At 34.7% G+C, this 18,021-nt stretch carries 15 protein-coding genes; 11 read left to right on the top strand and 4 right to left on the bottom strand.

Annotation, left to right across the window (positions count from 1 at the left end; genetic code table 11):
• Window positions 1-17: 17 nt before the first annotated feature.
• Complete coding sequence (locus tag ACFQ0I_RS12000) at window positions 18-2,282, bottom strand: tetratricopeptide repeat protein (protein WP_379942572.1); 2,265 nt, start codon at window positions 2,280-2,282, stop codon at window positions 18-20.
• Window positions 2,283-2,505: 223 nt separating this feature from the next.
• Here ACFQ0I_RS12000 and ACFQ0I_RS12005 point away from each other — a divergent pair, with 223 nt between their 5' ends.
• From ACFQ0I_RS12005 to ACFQ0I_RS12020, 4 genes are all read left to right on the top strand, one after another.
• Window positions 2,506-3,504, top strand: coding sequence for a GntR family transcriptional regulator (locus ACFQ0I_RS12005; protein ID WP_379942574.1), 999 nt, complete (start codon window positions 2,506-2,508; stop codon window positions 3,502-3,504).
• A 17-nt stretch (window positions 3,505-3,521) separates the two neighbouring features.
• Window positions 3,522-4,673 (top strand): galactokinase, encoded by a 1,152-nt coding sequence (galK, locus tag ACFQ0I_RS12010; protein WP_379942576.1) that lies wholly within the window; start codon window positions 3,522-3,524, stop codon window positions 4,671-4,673.
• A 12-nt stretch (window positions 4,674-4,685) separates the two neighbouring features.
• A complete protein-coding gene (locus ACFQ0I_RS12015; protein WP_379942578.1) occupies window positions 4,686-5,705 on the top strand; it encodes a UDP-glucose--hexose-1-phosphate uridylyltransferase in 1,020 nt (339 codons plus the stop codon).
• A gap of 217 nt (window positions 5,706-5,922) precedes the next feature.
• Window positions 5,923-6,627: an urease accessory protein UreH domain-containing protein gene (locus ACFQ0I_RS12020; protein WP_379942580.1), complete on the top strand. Its 705-nt coding sequence runs from the start codon at window positions 5,923-5,925 to the stop codon at window positions 6,625-6,627.
• On the opposite strand, the gene hypE is transcribed toward ACFQ0I_RS12020, so the two are convergent.
• The 3 genes from hypE to hypF are packed head-to-tail and all read right to left on the bottom strand — an operon-like array spanning window position 6,624 to window position 11,002.
• Complete coding sequence (gene hypE, locus ACFQ0I_RS12025; protein ID WP_379942582.1) at window positions 6,624-7,637, bottom strand: hydrogenase expression/formation protein HypE; 1,014 nt, start codon at window positions 7,635-7,637, stop codon at window positions 6,624-6,626. The genes ACFQ0I_RS12020 and hypE overlap by 4 nt on opposite strands.
• A gap of 9 nt (window positions 7,638-7,646) precedes the next feature.
• A complete protein-coding gene (gene hypD, locus ACFQ0I_RS12030) occupies window positions 7,647-8,735 on the bottom strand; it encodes a hydrogenase formation protein HypD (RefSeq protein WP_379942583.1) in 1,089 nt (362 codons plus the stop codon).
• On the bottom strand, window positions 8,732-11,002 hold the full coding sequence (gene hypF, locus ACFQ0I_RS12035) for a carbamoyltransferase HypF (protein ID WP_379942585.1): 2,271 nt from the start codon (window positions 11,000-11,002) through the stop codon (window positions 8,732-8,734). Before hypF ends, hypD begins: the two co-directional genes overlap by 4 nt.
• 176 nt (window positions 11,003-11,178) lie before the next feature.
• Between hypF and hypA the strand changes: the two genes are divergently transcribed.
• The 7 genes from hypA to ACFQ0I_RS12070 all read left to right on the top strand — a co-directional run bounded on the left by hypA (window position 11,179) and on the right by ACFQ0I_RS12070 (window position 17,822).
• Complete coding sequence (gene hypA / locus ACFQ0I_RS12040; protein ID WP_379942587.1) at window positions 11,179-11,520, top strand: hydrogenase maturation nickel metallochaperone HypA; 342 nt, start codon at window positions 11,179-11,181, stop codon at window positions 11,518-11,520.
• 171 nt (window positions 11,521-11,691) lie between these two features.
• A complete protein-coding gene (locus ACFQ0I_RS12045; RefSeq protein ID WP_379942589.1) occupies window positions 11,692-13,515 on the top strand; it encodes an NAD(P)H-dependent oxidoreductase subunit E in 1,824 nt (607 codons plus the stop codon).
• A complete protein-coding gene (locus tag ACFQ0I_RS12050) occupies window positions 13,508-14,776 on the top strand; it encodes an NADH-quinone oxidoreductase subunit B family protein (protein WP_379942591.1) in 1,269 nt (422 codons plus the stop codon). Before ACFQ0I_RS12045 ends, ACFQ0I_RS12050 begins: the two co-directional genes overlap by 8 nt.
• Before the next feature lie 2 nt (window positions 14,777-14,778).
• The gene (locus ACFQ0I_RS12055) at window positions 14,779-16,227 is read left to right on the top strand and encodes a Ni/Fe hydrogenase subunit alpha (RefSeq protein ID WP_379942593.1); all 1,449 of its coding nucleotides are present in this window, start codon (window positions 14,779-14,781) and stop codon (window positions 16,225-16,227) included.
• A complete protein-coding gene (locus ACFQ0I_RS12060) occupies window positions 16,211-16,669 on the top strand; it encodes a hydrogenase maturation protease (RefSeq protein WP_379942595.1) in 459 nt (152 codons plus the stop codon). Before ACFQ0I_RS12055 ends, ACFQ0I_RS12060 begins: the two co-directional genes overlap by 17 nt.
• A 22-nt stretch (window positions 16,670-16,691) precedes the next feature.
• Window positions 16,692-17,546 carry a hydrogenase nickel incorporation protein HypB gene (gene hypB / locus ACFQ0I_RS12065; protein WP_379942597.1) on the top strand — a complete coding sequence of 285 codons (855 nt, stop codon included), beginning with the start codon at window positions 16,692-16,694 and terminating at the stop codon, window positions 17,544-17,546.
• 15 nt (window positions 17,547-17,561) lie between these two features.
• Window positions 17,562-17,822 carry a HypC/HybG/HupF family hydrogenase formation chaperone gene (locus tag ACFQ0I_RS12070; protein ID WP_379942599.1) on the top strand — a complete coding sequence of 87 codons (261 nt, stop codon included), beginning with the start codon at window positions 17,562-17,564 and terminating at the stop codon, window positions 17,820-17,822.
• Window positions 17,823-18,021 lie beyond the last annotated feature (199 nt).

Here is an 18,021-nt window from a genome sequence, read left to right on the forward strand (position 1 = left end):
TTAGCGTCAATTAAAAACTAACTTTTTGATAAACCCTGCAAAAAGCTGGCGTATTGTGGGTTATTAGGATACAACTGTACCAGTCGCACTAAAATGTTTTTCGCCTTGTTCTCTTGTCCGTATTTGGAGTAATGATACGCCAACGCATACAAGATACTTTCGTTATTGGCATCAATTTTTAAGCCTTTAACAAGTATGTTTTCTGCATTTTTTTGGTCGTTATTTTTATCGTAGAGTAAACTCAGATTATAATATACCCGCGTGTTTTCTGGCATTTTAACCTGAGCTTTTTGCAGCTGAACAATAGCGTCATTAATGCGATTTAACTCGGCATACATTAACCCCAGAGAATAATATGTTGGACCAAAATCTGGCTCTTGAGCTATAACTGTTTTAAAGGCGTCTTCTGCTTTTTTGAAATTTTTTACGTTGTAATATAAATTTGCTAATGTTAATCGCGCTTGGTTATTTAAATTATCCAAGGCTAAGGCACTTTCATAACCTGCGATTCCTTTCTCTATCTCCCCTCTTTTTAAATAATAGTTGGCTCTTTTAACGCGACCACCTACAAAATCTGAATTCGTATCTAAATGTGTAAAAAACTCTTTTTTCACTTTTTCATATACTGTTTTATAAGCTTCTGGCAGGTTACTTTCGTTTAAACCACCTAAAGTTGTAAAGGCTTTTATACGTACACTTCGTTTCGGGTCTTTTAAAAGTGGTAAAATTGAATTAACATAATCTGTATTATTAATTTCACTTAAAACATCTAAGGTGGCACCGCGCACCACAGCAGACCTATCGTTTAACCACGATAAATACTGATTAATAAAATTCTCTGTATTATATGAAGCCAAGGCTTTTACTGCCGAAGCCCTCACAATTTCGACTTCGTTTTTGTCGTTTATTAACTCCAATAATCCAATTTCTGCATGAGGTTGCCTTCTTATTCCCGGAACTAATTTATCTGAAAAATGTAAAGAATCTACCGCGCCGTATAATTTTTGAAACGCTTCCCATGCCCATTTATCATCTTTTTTATGACAGCCTGCGCAAGCATTTGTCGTTCCGTATTTTACACTTATATCTGGACGAGGTACTCTAAAACTATGATCGCGTCTAAAATCGTTACCCATATAATATTTACCGGGCATGTGGCAATTTATACATTGCGAAGCTTCGGTATTCATTTTATGAAAATGATGCTTTGGGGTATCATATTTATCGGTTACGTGGCATTGCGCACACAAGGCATTTCCATCAAATTTTAATTTTAAGGAATGGGAATTATGACAATTATTACAGGTTACATTGTTCTTATACATTTTACTTTGAACAAAGGAACCATAAACGTAATCTTCATCTAAAATTTGACCGTCTGGTTGATAGATAGGTTCTTCTATTAATTGCGGAAAATAATGATCTAACATAGTGCCGGCAAAATTAAATGCTTGAGAAAACTGCTCGCGTCTCATATGGCATCGGGCACATTGATCTACCAAATCTTTAGGCGCCGTATTTAAAGTCATACGCATCCTTCCGGAAGAAACATAATTGTCTCCAAGGCGATTCACATCTTCAACATGTTGCTTACCTGGGCCATGACACGCTTCGCAATTAACGTTAATAATCGCGTATTTGGTATTGTAACTTTCGGTTTTATAATCGTAATTTTTTCGAACATTTGTTGAATGGCAATCGGAACACATATTATTCCAATTTAATCCGCCTCTAGACCAATGCAACCATTCTGAATGCACTACTTTAAAATCTGGATACAAATCGAACCATTTGTTTTTTTCCGTATCCCAGGCTGTTCTTAAACACTGATAGTGTCCGTTTGGAAATTGTACAATATATTGCTGCAGCGGCGTAATTCCGAACGTATACACAATTTTATAATCGTGATTTTTTCCGTCAGGACCTTCGGTGTTGACATAAAAATCTTTTCCTTTCTTAAAAAATAGAGACGTAACTCCCTGACTTTTAAATGTATTATTATTAAAATCTCCTAAAACGGTTATACTATCTGCAATTTGCATTGCCAAATCATGATGCGACCCTTTCCAATCTTTAAATTCATCTTCATGGCATTCTTTACAATTATTATCTCCTAGAAAGTGGCTGTCTGGAATTTGAGCTGTGGAAACAAAAATAGCATCATCTGAAACGTCTACATATTTCGGTTTCTTATTACAAGAAACAACCAAAACACCTACTAATACTAAATAACATAGTCGTTTAATATTAATTTTAGCTTCAATATTTACATTACAATACATAGGAATTTCATATAATACAATTCATAAAAAAAGAAAACAAATATTGAAAATTATATTCATTTCCACATGCTTTTACTATTAAAATAATTAAATAGTTTTCTATCAACGTCATCACGACAAGTACAATTTTACTCAACCGCCAAAAAACGACATTATGAAACAAATATAAAAAAACATACTAGTACCTACTAGTTTGTATTAACTTTTTTTATACTTTTGTTTTATGGGTATAATTAAAGTAAAAAAGCAAATTGGTGTTCCTAAATACAAACAAATTGTTACTTCTATTGAGGATGCTATTATATCTGGGTCGTTAAAAAAAGGAGATCAAATCCCCTCGATAAACTACATACGCGATAACCAAAAAGTTTCTAGAGATACAGTTTTATCTGCATTTAACGAACTTAAAACAAGAGGCATTATCCAGTCGGTTGTTGGAAAAGGCTATTATGTATTAAACGACAACATCGCCGTATCTCAAAAAATATTTTTATTGTTTGACGAGTTGAATTCGTTTAAAGAAGATTTATATAATGCTTTTATCAATAATCTTGATGCAAACACGCGGGTCGATATTTACTTCCATCATTTTAATAATGAAATGTTTAGTAAATTAATTTACGAAAATATTGGTGCTTATAATTACTATGTTATCATGCCTGCCAATTTAAAAAACACGCAAAAAGTGATTGAAAAACTGCCTACAGATAAAGTCTATATTTTAGATCAAACACACGAAGAACTCAATCAGTATGCCGCTATTTTTCAAAATTTTGAAAAAGACATCTATGCAAACCTCAGCAAAGTTTTAGAACGAATAAAAAATTACAAAAATTTAATACTTCTTTATTCTGAAGACAGACAACCACAAGGCATGTTAAAAGGTTTTAAAGCATTTTGTAAAACCAATAGTATCAAAAACAGCGTTATCAATTCACTTGAAAATATTAGTCTTAATAAAGGCGATGTTTTCGTTATTCCAGACGATAAAAACCTGTTAAGAATTATCAAGAAAATTAAAGAGGAAAAATTAATGCTCTCAAAAGATATTGGCATCATTTCCTATAACGACACTTTACTTAAAGAAATTGTTGAAGGAGGCATCACCACGATTTCGACAGATTTTAATGAAATGGGCAAACGATTAGCAGACATGATAGGCAATAAAGAACACTTGCAAATTGAAAATACCAACACCTTAATTCTTAGAAATTCCTTATAAACTAAACTAAAAATAGAATGAATACTAAATTAGTAAACACCATTAAAAACAGTTTCTTAAATAAATTCAAAACAGAACCTGTTATGATTTTTTCACCTGGACGAATTAACATTATAGGTGAACATACCGATTATAATGACGGTTTTGTTTTTCCTGCCGCCGTAGATAAAGGCATTGTTGCCGCTATACAAAAGAGCGACTCAAATACGTGTGTAGCTTATGCCGCTGATAAAGATGAAACCATTGAGTTTTCACTATATACACTTAAGCCAATGGCGAAAGGGTCTTGGCAAAATTATATTCTTGGGGTTGTTTCAGAGCTTCAAAACCGTAGTAAACTTATTGGAAACTTTAATATAGCATTTGGTGGTGATATTCCTGGTGGCGCCGGTATGTCTTCTTCAGCAGCATTAGAAAACAGTGTTGTTTTCGGGCTTAATGAAATTTTCAATTTGGGATTATCTAAACACGAAATGATTTTAATTTCGCAAAAAGCAGAACATAATTATGTAGGCGTTAAATGCGGCATTATGGACCAGTATGCCAGTATGTTTGGTATTGAAAATAATGCCTTACTATTAGATTGCCGAACCATTAAATCGAAACCCTTTGAAATTGATTTTAAAGATTATGAGCTTATTTTAATAAATACAAACGTAAAACACAGCCTATCTGATAGTGCCTATAACGACCGACGTTCTGTTTGTGAATCTGTCGCCGAAATGCTGAATGTAAAAGCCTTAAGAGATGCAACAGAATTCGATTTAGAAACAATAAAAGATAAAATAACGCCAGAAAACTATCAAAAAGCTCTGTATGTTATTCAAGAAAACGAACGTGCAGTTCGCGCCTCCAAAGCCATGCAACAAAATGATTTAGAAACACTTGGAAAACTAATCTATGCATCACATGAAGGATTGCAAAACCAATACAAAGTAAGCTGCGAAGAGTTGGATTTTTTAGTTGAGCAAGCAAAAATGAACGAACATGTTTTAGGAGCAAGAATGATGGGTGGTGGTTTTGGTGGCTGTACTATTAACCTAGTATCGAAAAAAGAATCTGAAAACTTTAAAAAACAAGCCTCTGAAGCCTACAAAGCTAAATTCAACAAAGCATGCTCTGTTTATGCCGTTAAACTATCGGACGGAACACACCTGATTAACTCATAACTAACTTTTGCAATGAACACCGATTTACAAGATTATTCACATAAAAGACTCAATATTTTAACGGGCGAATGGGTTTTAGTATCGCCACATCGTGCTAAACGCCCTTGGCAAGGACAAAATGAGGCTATTGCCAACGAACATCGACCTGCACACGACCCTCGTTGTTATTTATGTGCTGGAAATACTCGAATTAATGGTGAAATAAATCCCGATTATACAGATGTATTTGTTTTTACCAACGATTTTGCTGCCTTACAAACCGATTCTAAAACCTTTAAAATTGAAGATGGATTACTTAAAGCCGTGAGTGAACAAGGTATCTGTAAAGTGATTTGCTTTAGTCCGGACCACTCAAAAAGTTTGGCAGATATGGATGCCAAAGATATTGAAAAAGTAGTCTTTGCATGGCAACATGAATATAAAGAACTTGCGAAAAACGATTTAATTAATTACGTTCAAATTTTTGAAAACAAAGGTGCTGTGATGGGATGTAGCAATCCGCATCCGCATGGACAAATATGGAGTCAAACAAGCCTTCCAAATGAAGTTTATAAAAAAGATAAACACCAATTAAACTACTATACAAAAAACAATAGCAGTCTTTTAGGCGACTATTTGAAACAAGAATTAATTAAAAAAGAGCGTATCATTTTTGAAAATGATTCATTCGTGGTATTGGTTCCTTTTTGGGCTATTTGGCCTTTTGAAACTATGATTGTTCCAAAAAGACAACAATCCAATATTTTAGAATTAAAAGAAGATGAAACATTACAATTCGCAGAGGCTATTTCCGTATTAACGAAAGCTTACGATAAATTATTCAACACGTCGTTCCCCTATTCTAGCGGCATACACCAAGCACCAACCGATGATAACGATTATAGCCATTGGCATTGGCACATGAGTTTTTATCCCCCACTTTTAAGAAGTGCAACCGTTAAGAAATTTATGGTTGGGTATGAAATGTTCGGGTCTCCGCAACGCGACATCACTGCAGAAATTGCGTGTAACAAATTGAAAGAACTTATTTAATATTTAAAATCTAAAAATTAAACTAAAGCGGCTGTTTATGAAAAATAGCCGTTTTTTTATTCGCTAATGTTACAACGTAAAATTTAAACTTGATTGGGATATTACCATTGAAAAATAAGCAATCGTGATAAAAATCATGTATTAAAACAGGTTTAATAGCTACTTTTATACTTACAGTCGCTTTGACTTTATTAAACCCACAAACTAAACTCATATTATGTTTGCATCATTTCCTTTTATTACAGGATTAATTGCTTCCATTTTACATGTTATTACAGGTCCAGATCATCTTGCGGCCGTTTTACCATTTGCTATCGAATCAAAGAAAAAAGCATGGAAAATAGGTTTAGCTTGGGGCATTGGACACTTAATAGGAATGATTACTATTGGGTTGCTTTTTGTGCTTTTTAAAGAACTCATTCCTGTTGAAAAAATCTCTGAATATAGCGAGCAACTGGTTGGTATTGTTTTAATAGGTATTGGTTTATGGGCTATTTACAAAATCTTTAAAAAGCCAGAGCAGCACGAACACTTGCACATTCATACAGAAAATGCGCCTATTATTCATAAACACACACACGAGCACACTCATAAAAAAACGCACGAGCATAAACATCCAAAAATTATCAGACAGAGTTATGTGGCTTCATTAAGTATCGGCGTTTTGCATGGGCTTGCAGGTATAGCTCATTTTTTAATATTTCTTCCTGTATTAGCTTTTGAATCTCAAGTGGACTCTATACTTTATATTGTTGGATTTGCTTCGGGCATCATTTTAGCAATGACCATTTTCGCGTTTGTTATTGGCAACATAGCAGCGTCTGAAAAAGCTGGACATAATGAGTTATTCTTTAATGGCATTCGTATGGCGGGTGGCTTATTCGCCATAATTATAGGAATTTATTGGACTTTAAATTTTTAACAAATTCTGGGCAGTTGTTCTCCAATCATAGGACTCACTATACGTTTTCCTCCAATAGTACTGGTCATAACCACTTTACCAGGATGCGCTTCAGTAATTTCACCAATACACACCGCCTGTTTTCCTTTGCTATCTTTTTGCATCCATTTAACCACCTCATCCGCAATATACTGATCTACAATGGTAATAAAAACACCTTCATTAGCTACATAAAGTGGGTCTAAACCTAAAATTTCGCACGCAGCAGCCACTTGTCTATCCAGCGGTAAATCAGTCTCGATTATGGAAACACCTTTTTTAATTTCTGAAGCAATTTCTGTTAACACACTCGCCAATCCACCTCGAGTCGCATCTCTAAATAAATGAATACCATGTCCGAATTCGTTTATTAGATCATTGGCAATAAAGTTCAAATTGGTCGTATCACTGACGATGGTAGACTCGAACTCCAAACCTTCGCGCTGCGACATGATGGCCATACCATGTTGCGCGATACTTCCATTTACAATAATCTTATCGCCAACTTTAATGTTTTTAGCCCCAATATTTCCTTTAGGATTTACCGCGCCAAAACCCGTAGTATTAATAAATATTTGATCGCCTTTACCACGTTCTACAACTTTAGTATCTCCGGTTATAATTTGAACTCCACAAGTTTCGGCAGTGTCTTTAATTGAATTAACTATCTTTATAAAATCTTCAACCAACAACCCTTCTTCAATAATAAATGCTAACGATAAATATTTGGGTTGAGCGCCACACATCGCCACATCGTTAACGGTGCCATTTACAGCCAATTCACCAATATTTCCGCCTCTAAAAAAGATAGGAGACACCACAAAACTATCAGTTGATATAGCGATTTTGCCTTCAATTTTAACTACAGCGCCATCGTGTTTTTTATCTAAATACGGATTGCTAAACGCTTTAAAAATAATGGCATCGAGAAGATTTTGTGTCATTAATCCACCGCTTCCATGTCCTAAATTAATCGTCTTATAATCTATCATTTCTACTTATTAGATGTCGTTAGTACTAAAATGAAAATAAGCTGCACAGGCGCCTTCCGAAGAAACCATCGGCGCTCCCAAAGGATTCGAAGGGTTGCAGGTTTTTCCGAAAGCGGGACATTCCTTGGGTTTTTTTATACCTCTTAATATCTCTCCCGCAATACATATGGAGCTTTCAGGCACCTTAATTTTTTCAATATTAAATTTAGTTTCAGCATCAAAAGCCACAAACTCCTTTCTTAATTTATAACCGCTATTTGGTATTTCGCCAATACCCCGCCACTCTCTATTAGCAACATCAAAAACTTGGTGTATAACTTTTTTTGCAGCAATATTGCCTTCTTCTTTAACAACGCGCGCATATTGATTTTCAACTTTATGATTACCGGCTTCCAATTGACAAACGGCCATATAAATACCCTGAACTAAGTCTAATGGTTCAAATCCGGTAATTATTATTGGAATGCTATACTTTTTTGCTAAAGGATGATATTCTTCATTCCCCATGATTGCGCATACATGCCCAGCGCCAAGAAAAGCATCGATATTACAAAATTTATCGTCCAAAATAGCTTCCATCGCTGGAGGCACTAAAACGTGCGATACTAAAATCGAATAATTTGTAAGTCCCTCTTTTTGCGCATGAAGCACTGACAATGCATTTGCCGGAGCCGTGGTTTCAAACCCTACAGCAAAAAAAACAACTTCCTTTTCTGGGTTATTTTTAGCAATTTTCACCGCATCTAATGGAGAATATAACACGCGTAAATCGCCACCATCTGCTTTAGCTTCTAATAAACTTTTTTTACTTCCGGGAACCCGAATCATATCGCCAAAAGAACATACGATAACACCCTTTTCCAGCAATTCTATTGCTTTATCAATAAGACTTAACGGCGTCACACAAACCGGACAACCAGGTCCATGAATCATTTGAACTTGCTGCGGCAACAATTCAAGAATCCCGTTGCGAACTAAACCATGTGTTTGACCACCACAAACCTCCATAATCTTCCAGGTTCTTGTTACTTTTTTAGCAATAAGATCCAAATAGCCTTTTGTAGCTTCTAAATTTCGATATTCACTGAGATATTTCATTGTAAATGCGTTCTGTTTTCACAATTTAAATAATACATCATTTGTCCGAATGCCATATTCTCATCGTTAGGTGTTAAGTTACGATTAAAATATAATTTATACCTGTTATCATTAAGTTCAATTAGCATATCAATCAACGTTGTATTCTGAAATACGCCGCCACTTAAACAAATTTTTGAACTCCCACTATTCTCAGCTACCTTATAAATTATTGAAGCTAAAGTAAATAAAAAATTAGTCGCAATTTGTGCTGTTTCAAGTCCGTTCTTTATATCAGATTGCACTCCTTTAAGAATTAGTAATGTTGGAATTGTTTTTCCTGAAAATCCTTTACAATAATTAACACAACGCCCGATATTATAATCAATAATCCTGTTTTCAAGTAGCATAGCCGCTTCACCTTCAAACGAATTAAAATCGCATATTTTTAACACAGAAGAAACCGCATCAAACAGTCTTCCTACAGAAGATGTTTTCAGCTTATTTTTACTTTTTATAGCAGTTAAAACGTTTAGTTCTTCTCTTGAAAATTTTGAATTAAGCAGGTCATGGAATGATTCGTCTGCTAAAGAAAACAAAGATAACCGTGGTTCTTTAGACATTTTATCGCCAGAAATCCAATCAAAATACTCAAAATGAGCAAGTCTTTCCATTTCTCCCGCGTTGTATTTAAAAAATTCGCCGCCCCAAATAGCACCATCGTCTCCATATCCCGTTCCATCCCAAACAACACCTAGAACATTATCATCTTTAAATAAACCATACTCCCCGAGTACCGCGGCAAGATGCGCTTTATGATGCTGTATAAAATAGAGCTTTGTATTCCATTTTTTAGATAGTTCTAAACCATATTGAGTACTCTGATAATTTGGGTGTTTATCGACTAAAATGACTTCTGGTTTCTGTTCAAATATGTTAATAAACGCCTTAATTTCTTCCACAAATCTATTGTAGACATCGAAGTTTTCAAGATTACCTAAATACTGCCCCACATATAAATGTTGATTAGGAAAAAAGGCGATACTATTTTTTAAATCTGCACCTAATGCCAGTATTTTGTCGTTCGATTGAACTTCAACATTTAAATAATTTGGCGCATAGCCACGGGAACGTCTGAAGAGACATTCAAAATTATATTTATCGCTGATTTTTAAAACTGAATCGTCTTGCGGGTGTGTAATTTCGAGGTTATGATGCAAAAAATAATCTGCAACCGATTTTAATTTAACCTCAACATCCTTTTTATGACTAAGAATTGGGGAACCATGAATATTACCACTGGTAGCCACAATCGGGACATCCAGCTGGTTGGCAAGCAATTGTAAGATTCCTGTATAGGGTAGCATAACCCCGAGTTGATTTAAGCCGGGAGCAACTTCTTGCAATGCGATATGGCCTTTATAATTTGATAAAGAAATTATGGTGATGGGACGCTCGGTGGATGTTAAGACGTCAATGGCTTTTGCGTTTAAGCAAGCTTCATTTTGCAGTAGTTCTAACGAAGGATAAAGTACCGCAAATGGCTTATTAGGTCGATTCTTAAGCGTTCTTAATTTTTTTACAACACCGTCATCTTCGGCATTACAACATAATAAATAGCCACTTGTGTTTTTAATCGCTATTATTTTTCCTTCTGAAAGTTGTTTAGCAATGGTTTTAAAAATATTTTCAGCCTTAAAAATATTTCCTCGATTATCGGTGAATTCAAAAGAAATTCCACATTCTGGGCAGGTATTTGTTTGCGAATGGAAGCGTCTGTTTGCAGGATTGGTGTACTCATTATTACAAGATTCACACATGGGGAAATCGGCTATACTTGTATGTGCGCGTTCAAAAGGAAAGGTTTTGGTAATCGACCATCGCGGACCGCAATTAACACAGGTAGTAAAAGCATAATTGTATCGTCTGTTTTTAACATCGGCTATGTCTTTTTTACAATCGTCACAAATCGCAAAATCGGGTGTTAAGGGTAAATTAACCTGACCTTCTTTACTTGACGGAATAATTTGAAACCTATTAAAGTTTTGGATTGGTACTTCTTCAATAGCACTCGAAATAATTTTAGATACTGGCGGTGGGTTTTTAATTAAATTATCGTAAAAACCCTCAGCATTCTTAGGTGCTCCGGTAACATAAATGATAACCCCGTGTTCATTATTTGAAACGGTTCCTGTTAATGAAAAATCTTTTGCTAAACTGTAAACATAGGGTCTAAACCCAACACCTTGGACTTGGCCAGAAACTATTATTTTATAAGTTTTTGCCATTTGACAACCCTTTTTTTTAAAACTATAATTGCGCTAATTTTTTTAAATTATTATGCATCAGCTTAGGGGAACACTAAAATTATTGAATGATTAGCACTCCCTAGATGATATATATCATATGCATCCTGCTCTGTTATTTATATTTTTAAATGTTTTATTCATCTAAAATTCAATTTATGCACGAACTATCTGTAGCCATAGGCATTGTTAGAATTGCTGAAAATGAAACAAAAAAAGCCCATGCCAAAAAAGTTGAAAAAATAGCGCTTGAAATTGGTACGCTTGCTGGAATCGCTTTCGATTCTTTAGATTTTGTATGGCCCGTTGCCGTTAAAGACACCATTCTTGAACATGCCAAACGTGAAATTACTATAATACAAGCAAAGGCAAAATGTATAGATTGCGATACGATTTTTAATGTCGATAACTTTTATGATGCTTGTCCAATATGCTCAAGTAATTTTAAAAGTATTATTCAAGGTAAAGAGCTGAGAGTGAAATCCTTAGAAATTGTTTGATCATTTCAAGTTTTGCTAGTTTCTACTTTGTTTATTACTCTGTTCCTGCAAAAAATTTAAGTTTTTATTATTCCTGCCATTTATTCTGTAAAAAGTGCTTTAACTGATCTTTGTCATTGTTTTACTCCTTGATAATAAATAAATTACATACCATCGAAAAATTTCTGTATTATGGAGTCTAAAGAAGCTACTGCAAAAAAATCCTCTTTAATGAACGTTCTCTGGGATATTCAGAATAAAAGAAGGTACATTAGTCAAGATGACAAGACTAAAATCGCGAAAGAATTTAATATTTCGAAAATAGAACTCGAAGGGGTTACTTCTTTCTATCACTTCTTTCATGATACACATGCTGGTAAATTCACTATTTATTTAAATTGTTCTACCATTTCTAAACTTCATGATTACAAAGCAGTTAAACAGGCCTTTGAAGAGGAATTAGGCATAGAAATTGACAATGTAACGAAAGACCGTTTATTCGGATTTTTTAAAACCTCGTGCATTGGTTTAAGCGATCAAGAAACATCGGCGCTAATCAATTTTCATCCGTTTACAAATTTAACGCCTAAGAAAGTTAAAACTATAATTTCAAAATTAAAACAAGGGCATTCGGTAGAATCTTTAAGTAATTTTCCAAAAGATAATATTCGCTACACCCCAGAGCAAGATAAAACCGTGTTTTTTAAATCATACACCCCGGGTATCGCTCTAGAAAAACTAAAACAATTTACTCCAGATGCCATTATAGAGACCGTAACCCAATCTAAATTATCGGGTCGTGGTGGCGCTTTTTTCCCAACAGGTATTAAGTGGCAATTCTGTAAAAACAATGTTTCCAATCAAAAATATATTATTTGTAATGCGGATGAAGGAGAACCAGGAACTTTTAAAGACCGTGTGTTAATGAATAAATACCCTGGATTGCTTCTTGAAGGCATGACTATAGCAGGTTATGCCGTTGGCGCTACAGAAGGAATCATTTATTTAAGAGCAGAATATTTATACTTAAGAAGCAAACTTGAAGAAACCATTAAGGAATTCAATAAACAAGGACTTTTAGGAAAAACTATCCTAGGTATTGATGGTTTCGATTTTAAAATTACTATTCATTTAGGTGCTGGAGCCTATGTCTGTGGTGAAGAAACCGCCCTTATCGCATCAATGGAAGGCAAACGTGGAGAACCCACTACCAAAGAATTTTTCCCTGTAGAAAAAGGATATTTAGGCAAACCAACAGTTGTGAATAACGTAGAAACCCTCTGTGCGGTGCCTAGAATTCTAGAAATGGGCTTAAAACACTATTTAACTATAGGTACCAAGGCAACCCAAGGCACCAAATTATTAAGTATTTCTGGCGATTGCGAAAAACCAGGAGTTTACGAAATTGAATGGGGCATGAAATTAAAGGAATTTTTAGATCTAATAAAAGCTAAAGATCCACATTACATTTTATTTAATGGTTTCGCTGGAGAATTCCTGTCGTCTGCCGATTTAGACCGAGACATATCAGGCGAAAATTTATTAGCAGACCACATTCAATTTACCTTTAAAGACCCCATAGAATATTCGCGTAAAATGAGTGGTGTTGGTCTAAGAAGTGGTGGATCGTTTATGGTATTCAACTCACAACGCAACCTGCTTTCCATTCTTAAAAACATTACCGATTTTTTTATAGCAGAATCCTGCGGCATATGTGTACCGTGTAGAACAGGAAACTTTTTATTGAGTAAAAAAATTAATAAAATCATGCTTTGTCATGCAGACAATACCGATTTAGACGAAATTAAAGAATGGAGCACCATTATTAAACAATCCAGTAGATGTGGTTTAGGCAAACTATCAACAAACTGTTTGTTAACTGCCATGTTAAAATTTCCTGGAGAATTCCAAAAATGTTTGCTTGCAGAAAGTGATGTGAATCATGCTTTTAATTTAGAAAAAGCTGTTGAAAATTATAATAGTGTAATTGAAGAAATAGAAAGTAGTCATGGATAATCTAATAAACATAAAAATAGACGGAAAAAACTACCAAGCCCACGAAGGAAAAAATTTGGTAGATGCTGCTAAAGAGAATGGTATATACATTCCAACTTTATGTCATTTTCATGAAGTGAATCCACCATTAGGAACCTGCCGCATTTGTACGGTTATTGTAAATGGCAAAACTACCACAAGTTGCACAACAAAAGTGTATGAAGGCATGGACGTGGAAATAAACACGCCCGAACTTTTAAATACAAGAAAAGCTATTATAGAAATGCTGTTTGCCGAGGGAAATCATTTTTGTCCGTCCTGCGAAAAAAGTGGTCATTGCGATATGCAAAACCTGGGCTACGATATGGGCATTACCAATACACGCTTTCCGCATGTTTACAGCCATAAGGCGGTCGATTTTACATCAGACCGTATGATTATGGAATCGAATAGATGTATCCTTTGTAAACGTTGTGTGGAAGAAATTAAAACCAAGGACGGCAAAGATGTATTTTCTTTTGTGAGTCGCGGTGTTAAAACACGCGTTCAAATTGATTATGAACAAGAAGCTAAATTAACCGATGCCGAAGCGATGCACGCCATGAACATTTGTCCTGTTGGCGCTATTCTGATTAAGGGTATGGTTTACGAACAACCGTTTGGAGATCGAAAATATGACATTGTTGGTAAAGATAAAGAAGCCCCCAAAAGAGATAGCCTTAAAAAAAGAACAAACGACAATAAATTTATAGTTGCAACGACATCGCTAGCAGGTTGCTTTGGATGCCATATGTCTTTATTGGATATTGATACAGATATCATCGATATTTTGGAAATTATTGAGTTCAATAAATCACCTTTAACAGATATTAAAAAATTTAGTAAACGCTGTGATATCGGACTTATTGAAGGTGGCTGTGCCAATTCTGAGAATGTAGAAGTGCTAAAAGAATTCAGAAAAAAATGCGACATTTTAATTGGCTTTGGCGAATGTGCTATTATGGGTGGTATTCCTGCCATGCGTAATTTTGTTCCGCTTAAAGAATGCTTAGAAGAGGCGTATATTCATGGATTAACAAGCGAAATTGGAGCCAACGTTATTCCAAACCATGAGGATATTCCTAAAATACTAAACAATGTATATCCATGTAATGAAATTGTAAAAATTGACTATTACATTCCTGGTTGCCCACCTAATGCCAACCATATCTGGAAAGTTGTAAAAAATATTCTCTTAAATGAAGAATACTCTATTACCCACGAAGAATTTAAATACGATTAACAATGAAAAAGATAGTTATAGATCCAGTAACCAGAGTTGAAGGGCACGGAAAGGTCACTATTCATTTAGATGAACATAACAAAGTAAAAGATTCCTTCTTTCATATTGTAGAGTTTCGTGGTTTTGAACGGTTTATACAAGGACACCCATACTGGGAAGCTCCTGTATTGGTGCAACGTTTGTGCGGTATATGTCCCGTAAGTCATCATTTGGCAGCTGCTAAAGCCATCGATCAAATTGTTGGACTCAATCCTGAAGATTTATCTGTACCTGCTCAAAAAATTAGAAAACTATTGCACTTTGGTCAAGTTTTTCAATCACATGCTTTACATTTTTTCTACTTAGCATCTCCAGACTTGTTGTTTGGTGTTAATGCAGATCCGGCAAAACGTAACGTCGCCGAAGTAGCCATCGAGCATATGGATTTGGCTAAAAAAGGCATTTTAATGCGGAAATTTGGCCAGGAAATAATCAGAGCCATCGCCGGAAAACGTATTCATGGTATTTCGGCTGTTCCTGGTGGTGTTCATAAAAAAATTACTGTAAAAGACCGAGATTATTTCTTAAATAGTAAAGAGATTCCATCGGTTGATGCCATGATAAACTGGTCTAGCGAAATCATTCAATTCCTAAAAGGATATCATGACGCCAACAGACAATGGCTAGATGAATTTGCCGATTATCCTTCCGGACATCTGGGATTAGTCAATAAAGAAAATGGCTTTTTAGAATTATACGATGGTAATTTAAGAGCGTTAGATTCCAATGGAAAAGTTATTTTAAATGACATTCCAAACGATGATTACCTCCAATATTTTAATGAAGGTGTAGAAAAATGGTCCTATTTAAAATTCCCTTATTTAAAAGAAATAGGCAAAGAAAAAGGTTGGAATCGTGTTGGTCCCTTAGCAAGAATTAATGTTTGTAATGGCATAGAAACGCCATTGGCAGAAGAAGAGCGCATCATGTTTAAATTAGCTACCAATAACAAAGTTAATAATAAAACTATGTATTCGCATTGGGCAAGATTAATTGAAATGTTATACTGTGCTGAAATGATGAAAAACTTGCTTAATGATGAAGATATTTTAAGTAACGACCTGATTAGAAAAGGCGAAAGACGTGGCGAAGGTATTGGTATTATTGAAGCGCCAAGAGGTACATTGATTCATCATTATGAAGTTGATGATAAAGATCGAATTACCCGTTGTAACTTGATTGTATCTACAACCCATAATAACGAACCCATGAATCAAGCGGTGCGTTGGGTTGCTAACAATGTGATAAGTGGCAAGCCAGAAATTACCGAAGGCATGCTAAACCAGGTTGAAGTTGCTATTAGAGCTTACGACCCCTGTTTAAGTTGTGCTACCCATGCGCTTGGGCAAATGCCACTTGAAATTTCGTTGTTTGATAATGATGGTAAATTAATAGATGAGAAAAAACGATAAAAAGGCAACCCTTGTTTTTGGAATAGGCAACAATGGCAGACAAGATGATGGTTTAGGCTGGTTTTTTTTAGACTTTTTAAAAGAACAGAACACTACGATGGACTTGGAATACCGTTATCAGTTACAAATTGAAGATGCTGAGTTAATTTCTAATTACATTCAAGTCATTTTTATTGATGCGACAAAAGAAGAAACGAAAGATGGATTTTATTTAAAACCTTGTCATCCATCAGAAAAATATAGTTTTAGTACACACGCATTAGCACCAGAAACCGTATTGCATTTGGCATCTAAACTATATGATTACAAACCAGTTGCCTTTGTTTTTGGAATTCAGGGTTATGAATGGGAATTGAAAATCGGCTTAAGTAAAAAAGGAGCCAAAAATCTAGACAAAGCGAAAAAATATTTTAATGATACAGTTATAATTGATTATCTTTAAGTAAATAAAAACGACTAAAATTATGTGTGGAACTTGCGGTTGTGGATCAGAAAAAAATGGGGTAACCATTCAAAATCCTAAAGAAATAAAAGCTCACGATCATCATCATCATGATGGTCATAGTCATACACACGATCACCATCACCATGATGGCGATTCTCATAGCCACAGTCACCATCACCATGATCATGACCATGACCATACGCATAGCCATCATCACCATCCTAAAACTGTTATAGAACTAGAACAAGATATTCTGCATCATAACGATGTGATGGCCGCCAGAAATAAAGGCTATTTTGAAGCTAAAAATATATTTGTATTGAATTTAGTAAGTTCACCTGGTTCTGGTAAAACGGCCATATTAGAAAGAACTTTATCAGATTTAAAAAATGATATTCCTTTTTATGTTATAGAAGGCGATCAGCAGACTCTTAATGATGCAAATAGAATTGATGCTTTAGATATTCCCGTAATTCAAATAAATACCGGGAAAGGCTGCCATTTAGAAAGTGACATGGTTTATGATGCTGTTAAAAAATTGAATGTAAAAGACAACTCCATTTTAATGATTGAAAATGTGGGGAATTTGGTGTGTCCTGCCATGTTTAATTTAGGAGAATCGAAGCGCGTGGTTATTATAAGTACGACTGAAGGTGAAGACAAGCCTATTAAATATCCAGATATGTTCCACTCTTCTGATATTTGCATTATAAACAAAATAGATTTGTTGCCCTATGTAAACATCAACATCAACAAATTAAAAGAATATGCCTTAAAGGTGAATCCAGATTTACAATTCTTTGAAGTTTCTGCAACAACTGGCGAAGGCATGACCAAGTGGTACGACTGGTTAAAAGCTCAAAAAAATAATTAGATAATTTAAAAAGTTATGTGTCTATCCATACCAGGAAAATTAATCGAAATTACGGCTCAACTTGACGAAATTTTTAGAACAGGAAAAGTCTCTTTTGACGGTGTTGTTAAAGAAGTAAGCTTAACCCTTGTTCCAGAAGCCAAAGTTGGCGATTATGTGATGGTACATGTTGGGGCCGCTATTAGTATTGTTGATGAAGAGGAAGCTAAAAAAACATTTGAATTATTAAAACAACTCGACGAATTGAACGATTTGTATCCACCGAATATTCCCTAAAATTCATCAAACCTAATTAATGTTTTCTACTTGTTTTAAATTTGATTTCAACTCCTATTTTAACTCATTCGTTTGAAGTTTTTCTCATCAAAAAATTTCATAAGTAGTGCTAAATTGTCTTTCTTCTTTTAGCTAAATAATAGCAATAATTGTATCTTCATCCTCTAAATTATTTGAAGACTTTAAGATTCTTTATGTG

Origin of the sequence: Mariniflexile aquimaris, from assembly GCF_042676825.1 — a bacterium.
Classification (GTDB): domain Bacteria; phylum Bacteroidota; class Bacteroidia; order Flavobacteriales; family Flavobacteriaceae; genus Mariniflexile; species Mariniflexile aquimaris.

Coding starts and splice junctions, on each gene's coding strand:
- ACFQ0I_RS12045 (WP_379942589.1), top strand. CDS start 11,692: ATGGAGTCTAAAGAAGCTACTGCAAAAAAATCCTCTTTAATGAACGTT.
- ACFQ0I_RS12070 (WP_379942599.1), top strand. CDS start 17,562: ATGTGTCTATCCATACCAGGAAAATTAATCGAAATTACGGCTCAACTT.
- galK (WP_379942576.1), top strand. CDS start 3,522: ATGAATACTAAATTAGTAAACACCATTAAAAACAGTTTCTTAAATAAA.
- hypE (WP_379942582.1), bottom strand. CDS start 7,637: ATGATAGATTATAAGACGATTAATTTAGGACATGGAAGCGGTGGATTA.
- hypB (WP_379942597.1), top strand. CDS start 16,692: ATGTGTGGAACTTGCGGTTGTGGATCAGAAAAAAATGGGGTAACCATT.
- ACFQ0I_RS12000 (WP_379942572.1), bottom strand. CDS start 2,282: ATGTATTGTAATGTAAATATTGAAGCTAAAATTAATATTAAACGACTA.
- hypA (WP_379942587.1), top strand. CDS start 11,179: ATGCACGAACTATCTGTAGCCATAGGCATTGTTAGAATTGCTGAAAAT.
- ACFQ0I_RS12020 (WP_379942580.1), top strand. CDS start 5,923: ATGTTTGCATCATTTCCTTTTATTACAGGATTAATTGCTTCCATTTTA.
- ACFQ0I_RS12060 (WP_379942595.1), top strand. CDS start 16,211: ATGAGAAAAAACGATAAAAAGGCAACCCTTGTTTTTGGAATAGGCAAC.
- ACFQ0I_RS12055 (WP_379942593.1), top strand. CDS start 14,779: ATGAAAAAGATAGTTATAGATCCAGTAACCAGAGTTGAAGGGCACGGA.
- hypF (WP_379942585.1), bottom strand. CDS start 11,002: ATGGCAAAAACTTATAAAATAATAGTTTCTGGCCAAGTCCAAGGTGTT.
- ACFQ0I_RS12005 (WP_379942574.1), top strand. CDS start 2,506: ATGGGTATAATTAAAGTAAAAAAGCAAATTGGTGTTCCTAAATACAAA.
- ACFQ0I_RS12015 (WP_379942578.1), top strand. CDS start 4,686: ATGAACACCGATTTACAAGATTATTCACATAAAAGACTCAATATTTTA.
- hypD (WP_379942583.1), bottom strand. CDS start 8,735: ATGAAATATCTCAGTGAATATCGAAATTTAGAAGCTACAAAAGGCTAT.
- ACFQ0I_RS12050 (WP_379942591.1), top strand. CDS start 13,508: ATGGATAATCTAATAAACATAAAAATAGACGGAAAAAACTACCAAGCC.